At 43.5% G+C, this 6,068-nt stretch carries 5 protein-coding genes and 4 tRNA genes; 6 read left to right on the plus strand and 3 right to left on the minus strand.

Annotated elements, in window-relative coordinates; translation table 11 throughout:
• Positions 1-430: 430 nt before the first annotated feature.
• Positions 431-1,771 carry a CDP-diacylglycerol--serine O-phosphatidyltransferase gene (gene pssA / locus AB6E78_RS22595; RefSeq protein ID WP_029235079.1) on the minus strand — a complete coding sequence of 447 codons (1,341 nt, stop codon included), beginning with the start codon at positions 1,769-1,771 and terminating at the stop codon, positions 431-433.
• 91 nt (positions 1,772-1,862) lie between these two features.
• Positions 1,863-2,294: a GNAT family N-acetyltransferase gene (locus AB6E78_RS22600; RefSeq protein ID WP_017059798.1), complete on the minus strand. Its 432-nt coding sequence runs from the start codon at positions 2,292-2,294 to the stop codon at positions 1,863-1,865.
• A gap of 66 nt (positions 2,295-2,360) precedes the next feature.
• Between AB6E78_RS22600 and murB the strand changes: the two genes are divergently transcribed.
• Positions 2,361-3,407: a UDP-N-acetylmuramate dehydrogenase gene (gene murB / locus AB6E78_RS22605; RefSeq protein ID WP_017059799.1), complete on the plus strand. Its 1,047-nt coding sequence runs from the start codon at positions 2,361-2,363 to the stop codon at positions 3,405-3,407.
• The gene (gene birA, locus AB6E78_RS22610; protein ID WP_017059800.1) at positions 3,404-4,369 is read left to right on the plus strand and encodes a bifunctional biotin--[acetyl-CoA-carboxylase] ligase/biotin operon repressor BirA; all 966 of its coding nucleotides are present in this window, start codon (positions 3,404-3,406) and stop codon (positions 4,367-4,369) included. Before murB ends, birA begins: the two co-directional genes overlap by 4 nt.
• 7 nt (positions 4,370-4,376) lie before the next feature.
• Here the strand turns inward: birA and coaA are convergent, their stop codons facing one another.
• Positions 4,377-5,300, minus strand: a complete 924-nt coding sequence (gene coaA / locus AB6E78_RS22615; protein WP_017066910.1) for a type I pantothenate kinase — start codon at positions 5,298-5,300, stop codon at positions 4,377-4,379.
• 210 nt (positions 5,301-5,510) lie between these two features.
• On the opposite strand from coaA, the gene AB6E78_RS22620 reads away from it, so the two are divergent.
• From AB6E78_RS22620 to AB6E78_RS22635, 4 genes are all read left to right on the plus strand, one after another.
• Positions 5,511-5,586 (plus strand) — tRNA-Thr (locus AB6E78_RS22620).
• A 44-nt stretch (positions 5,587-5,630) separates the two neighbouring features.
• A tRNA-Tyr gene (locus AB6E78_RS22625) sits at positions 5,631-5,715 on the plus strand.
• Positions 5,716-5,754: 39 nt separating this feature from the next.
• A tRNA-Gly gene (locus tag AB6E78_RS22630) sits at positions 5,755-5,829 on the plus strand.
• Between the two features lie 13 nt (positions 5,830-5,842).
• A tRNA-Thr gene (locus tag AB6E78_RS22635) sits at positions 5,843-5,918 on the plus strand.
• Positions 5,919-6,068: the final 150 nt, after the last annotated feature.

The raw sequence follows: 6,068 nt of genomic DNA on the forward strand, positions 1-6,068 counted from the left end.
ACGATTGTTCTGGTTAAACTCTAGGAACGTGGCCAATATCAGTTGACCACTACATCACTTCTAACTCTTAAGCTAAATAGAGCAGAGCACTAATCTGATTGTTTTACTATGTGAAATTCTCTATCGCGTACGTACTTCGCCCTAAGGAGTGAGACTTTATTGCTTGAATACGTAAAGGGTAATTGTCGATTATGTTCGTATTGGTACTCGTTTAGCTGCTATCTAAACCATACCTGATACACGTATCTGGAACCCTGAGACTGACTAAGGAAAAGGTAGGATGCTTAACACTTCAAGCTATCACACTCACTGTGCATAAATAGAGATGTTGATTCGAAAGACCATCAAACAAACCTAAATAGCTATCTCGTAGATACAAAAACGCCTAGCGTTTGCTAGGCGTTGATAAATAGTGTCTCTAATACATCGACTACAGTATTTGCTTAAGCACCCTATCGGCTTTCACACGAGTGATCTTACGAATCAACTTCTGAACTTCCATCGGGTAGCTCTCTACCTTGTCTAACTGCTTATAAGTACAGATAAGCTGAGTGTGTTGAAGGATGTTATCCACTTCAGCCTGAAACTTGTCTGTTAGGTGATGGTAGTTATCTTGGATAAAGATACCGTTCTCTAGATCCAACTTCCATGCGCGTGGATTTAGATTATTACCTGTTAGTAGCATGTAGCGCTTATCTACCCAAATGCCCTTTAGGTGGAAGCTATTGGAATCGTGTTGCCAAAGTCGAATTGATAGATTACGGCTAGCAATATGAGCTTCATTCGCTTTAGCGAAACGGCGTAAGTTCAGTTCGTAAAGGTATGGCAAACCACCAATCGTTTTAAACTCTTCTTCTGGTGAGATAAAGAAATCATTCGCTGTCTTATCACCAACAACAATGCTGACCTTTACGCCACGCTTAAGTGCTTTCTTCACTTCTTTAGCTAGGCTAGGTGGGAAGTTGAAGTAAGGTGTGCAGATGAAGATTTCATCTTTAGCTTGAGCGACGAGTTGGTTGATTCCCTGATTCAGACGGTTACGTCTTTTACCGATACCAACCAATGGTGTTACAGCCACTTGCTCTGCTGAAACCTCTTGCCCTTCGAATTGATACTGAGACCTTGCCAATGATGCTCGAAACTGACGAATCGCTGGTTTCAGTTCTTTGGTCGCAGGCTTGTTCTTATCAGCCAGGTCATAAACAGCGCTGTCCGCAACCATCTGTTCGTGTACGTAGGCAAACATTGAGTCAGCAAGAGCTGCATTGTTTAAAACATGGTAACGATCAAAGCGATAGCGGTCATGGTAATTCAGATAGATATTGTTAAGGCTTGCACCGCTGTATATCACGCTATCATCGACGATAAAGCCTTTTAAGTGCAATACGCCAAAGACTTCTTTGCCGCGAACGGGAATGCCATAGACAGGCACAGAATGTTGATATTTCTCTGCGAACTCTTTATACATGGCTGCATTGCCTTCAGAAGACTCTGCGCCAATCAATCCACGCTGCGCCCGGTGCCAATCGACACAAACGCTCACGTCTAATTCTGGATTCTTTTGCTTTGCTTCATATAAGGCAGTTAGGATCTCACGGCCAGCCTCATCATCTTCAAGATACAAAGCGACTAAACTAATACGAGTCGTTGCGCGAGATATTTCATCAAGTAGGCGAGTTCGAAACTCTTGCGCTGATAGTAGTACTTCAAACTTGTCAGGATTCTGCGCTATGGTTGGCAACTGTATGAATGGATTCCTACTGGCAATCATATTGACTGTTTTACCTTAAAAATATGCAAAATTGCGAACCTTTAATTTTACCAAAGGGATAGCACCAAATACTAGATAATCGAGGCATTCTCTAACAATTTTGCTGATAATGCATAGGAATGAGATCTTTTCCGCTATTCGAATAGCGCTCGTATAAAACTCTTAAACCATTTGGTAGATCTTTAGGGTCTACTTGTACGAATTTGTGTCGCGCGTAAAAATTGGTGAGATGAGCGTACGCAAAGCAGTAATCATCTTCCGTAAGCGTATGTTGCGCACAATAATCCATAAGCTGGGAGCCTAATTGCTGACCACGATGTTGTTTTGATATCGCCATACCGGTAAGTAAGCGATTATTTTCTATTGTACGAAAACGCACGACACCGCACAGTTCGTTATTCAGCAATAACGAATAGATCAGTTCACTCTTATTCGCTTTTCCCGTTGGGTAATGTTCTTTATAGAAACGTTTAACTAGGGGAACCTTTACTGGGTCTAATTGAGTAATGATGACATTGTTCATTCAGTCACTGCGCCATTGGTTTATCTGCTGTAGAATGACCGCAGTGTAAGTTAATTGAATATCGCCATGCAATTCCATCTCAATGCTAGTTTAAAAAATGTTCATACTTTTTCCATCGATCAGACGTGTGATGCGTTGGTTGAAGTCACCACTACCGAAGAACTTATTTCGCTTTACAAAGACCCTAAATGGTCAGCTTTGCCTAAGTTAATACTGGGTAAGGGCAGTAATATGCTTTTTACTGAGCACTTCGCTGGCCTGGTCATCGTGAATAAATTAGCCGGGATTGAGCTGGCCGAGACGGACAGTCATCACCTACTGCATGTGAGTGGTGGCGAGGATTGGCCAAGCTTGGTTGAGTGGAGTGTGGATAAAGGGCTGGGTGGTCTAGAAAACCTAGCAATGATACCCGGCTGTTCCGGCTCTGCTCCGATTCAGAATATTGGTGCGTATGGTGTTGAGCTACAAGACGTATGCGAGTATGTCGATATCCTGTGTCTGGATACTTATACAGTTAAGCGATTAAGCAAAGAAGAGTGTCTCTTTGGTTACCGAGATTCTATTTTCAAACACGCTCTCTACGATAAAGCGATTGTTGTTGCGATTGGTTTAACGTTGCCGAAAGAGTGGGAGCCATGCAATCACTATGGCCCATTAAAAAGCCTAGCAGCCGATACGCTCTCCCCTCGCACTATATTTGATGAAGTGTGTGCTATCCGTTCAAGTAAGCTGCCAGACCCTAGAGTACAAGGGAATGCGGGTAGCTTCTTCAAAAACCCTGTGATCACCAAAGATCATTTTGATCGCTTGTTAGCACTATATCCAAATATGGTTGGTTATGAGAGTAATGACATGATCAAAGTTGCTGCTGGCTGGCTGATTGATCAATGCCAGTTCAAGGGTGTGACAGAAGGTGGCGCTCAGGTTCACCCCAACCAAGCATTGGTTATTATCAATTATGATGAGGCTTCTGCTGTGGATATCCTTAAGCTTGCAGAGCGAGTGCGCCAGTCCGTTTTGAATAAATTCGATATTCGATTGGAACATGAAGTGCGCTTTATGGGACGAGACTGCGAGACAAACTTGGATAAGGCTTTGGAGTCATTGGCATGAGAGAGCACAGTACCAAGCTTGCACTATTGAGATGTCTTGCTGACGGTGAGTTTCATTCAGGTGAAGACCTAGGTGAAATGATTGGCGTATCACGAGCGGCTATCAGTAAGCACATTAAAGGTATTCAAGAGTGGGGTTTAGATATCTACCGAGTACAAGGCAAGGGTTACAAACTAGCCAGTCGTTTGGATATGCTTGACCAAGACAAATTGTCTGCAGTTAGTCGCGATGCTTCTCTTGAACTCATTCCCATCATAGGTTCTACAAACCAACACCTATTAGAGCGCACTAACACCCTCGAATCGGGTTCTGTCTGTATTGCTGAATATCAAGCTGCGGGTCGTGGACGCCGTGGACGAGAGTGGGTATCACCATTTGGTGCAAACCTCTATCTTTCAATGTATTGGAGACTCGACGCGGGGATGGCTGCCGCAATGGGCTTAAGCCTTGTGGTTGGTGTAGCTGTTGTTGAAGCTTTGGAAGAGATGGGCGTAGAAGGTGTAAAGCTTAAATGGCCGAACGACCTTTACCACAATGACAAGAAGCTTGCAGGTATCTTGGTCGAGCTGTCAGGACAGTCTGGTGGCGCTGCGCATATTGTGATTGGTTTAGGGCTAAACCTATCCATGGATCCAACAACATCAGGTATTGGCCAGCCATGGACTTCCCTTAAAGAAGTGTGTGATGGGAAGGTGCCAGACCGTAACCAGTTAGCGCAGGCTCTGATCAATGCTTGGGATAAGTCACTTGTCGACTACGAGTTGAAAGGAATGTCCAATTTTTTAGAGCGTTGGAACCGCTTGGATAATTTCTTAGGTCGCAATGTTAGATTGATCATTGGACCTAGAGAAATTGAAGGTGTTGTTCAAGGCATCGATGAACAAGGTGCTGTATTGCTCAAAACTGAGAATGGTGTCGAGAGCTATATTGGTGGCGAGATATCGCTAAGAAAAGGCGACTAAGGCGTTACTATTTTCTTAGTAACACTTCTTCAACCATATGATCTGCGCCTTTACGTAGAATCAGGTGAGCCCTTTCTCTTGTCGGAAGGATATTTTGTTCAAGGTTCAAGCCATTAATTGAACTCCAGATACCTTCTGCTTTGTCCAATGCGGCTTGGTTCGATAATTTAGTGTAATGACTAAAGTAAGAGCCAGGCTTAGTAAACGCGCCATCGCGGAATTTCATAAAGCGATTGACGTACCATTCTTTGATTTGTTGGCTATCAGCGTCAACATAGAGTGAGAAATCAAGGAAGTCTGAAATAAACACGCGATGTGGCTCGTGTGGATAATTCATTCCGGTTTGTAAAACATTAAGCCCTTCAATAATAAGCACATCTGGTAGGTCGACGCACTTAACGTCATCAGTAATATTGTACGTAAGATGCGAGTAAACAGGGGCTGTGACATTTCTCTTGCAAGCTTTTACATCCGAAACAAAGTTCACTAAACGCTTGATATCGTAAGATTCAGGAAAGCCCTTTTTGCTCATCAACCCTTTCTCTTCTAACACCTCGTTTGGATATAAAAAGCCATCGGTTGTCACTAGTTCAACTTTTGGGTGGTTTTCCCAGCGAGAGAGTAGGGCTTTAAGCAGACGCGCAGTGGTACTTTTGCCAACAGCTACGCTACCCGCAATACCGATGATAAAAGGTGGCGCTTTCTCTTTCTTATCTAGAAATTGGTGGAGTACCGAGTTTCTATTCTGTCTGGCTGCCACATAGAGGTTCAATAGACGAGATAGCGGTAGATAGATCTCTACTGCCTCTTCCATTGTGAGCTTTTCATTGATGCCTTGAAGCTCTTTTAAGTCGCTCTCAGAAAGTGTCATCGGAACTAAATTCCTTAGCTCAGACCAACGTTCGCGGTCAAATGACATAAATGGGCTCATACAAAACTCTATAGTGGATAACAAAACAAGTGCATGGAAAATACATCAAGCGATAGATAAATAAAATATCTTCCTGTACTAGATGCGGGTTAAAGACGTAAACCTTGAGCTAAATAGCCGTATGTAGGAGTTTGGTCAGAGAATTTTGCACTTTTTTTCAATTTACTATTGCAAGGTGGAAAATCATTCAATAAAATGCGCCCCACTTGTGCCGACTTAGCTCAGTAGGTAGAGCAACTGACTTGTAATCAGTAGGTCACCAGTTCGATTCCGGTAGTCGGCACCACTTTCTCCCTTCCTATAAGGCAAGCGAGAGAAAGCTCAAAATTTGGAGAGGTTCCCGAGTGGCCAAAGGGAGCAGACTGTAAATCTGTTGGCACTGCCTTCGATGGTTCGAATCCGTCCCTCTCCACCATATTCTAAAGGTTAAATAGCTCAAACAGAGTTACGTGTTGCGTGCATCGTATAATGGCTATTACCTCAGCCTTCCAAGCTGATGATGCGGGTTCGATTCCCGCTGCACGCTCCAACTCATTTTGTGTGCTGATATAGCTCAGTCGGTAGAGCGCACCCTTGGTAAGGGTGAGGTCCCCAGTTCGACTCTGGGTATTAGCACCAGTCTAAAGCTTCTTCTCCTTTAATAAAGAAAACCATTTTTTTGGTTGCGTGGTCTTATTTTAAGCCACCTAATCCGTACCTAGAGGGACACCCCATGTCTAAAGAAAAATTTGAACGTACGAAACCGCACGTAAACGTTGGTACTATCGG

It is taken from the genome of Vibrio sp. 10N.247.310.98, from assembly GCF_041467395.1.
In the GTDB taxonomy this organism is placed as follows: Bacteria; Pseudomonadota; Gammaproteobacteria; order Enterobacterales; family Vibrionaceae; genus Vibrio; species Vibrio crassostreae_C.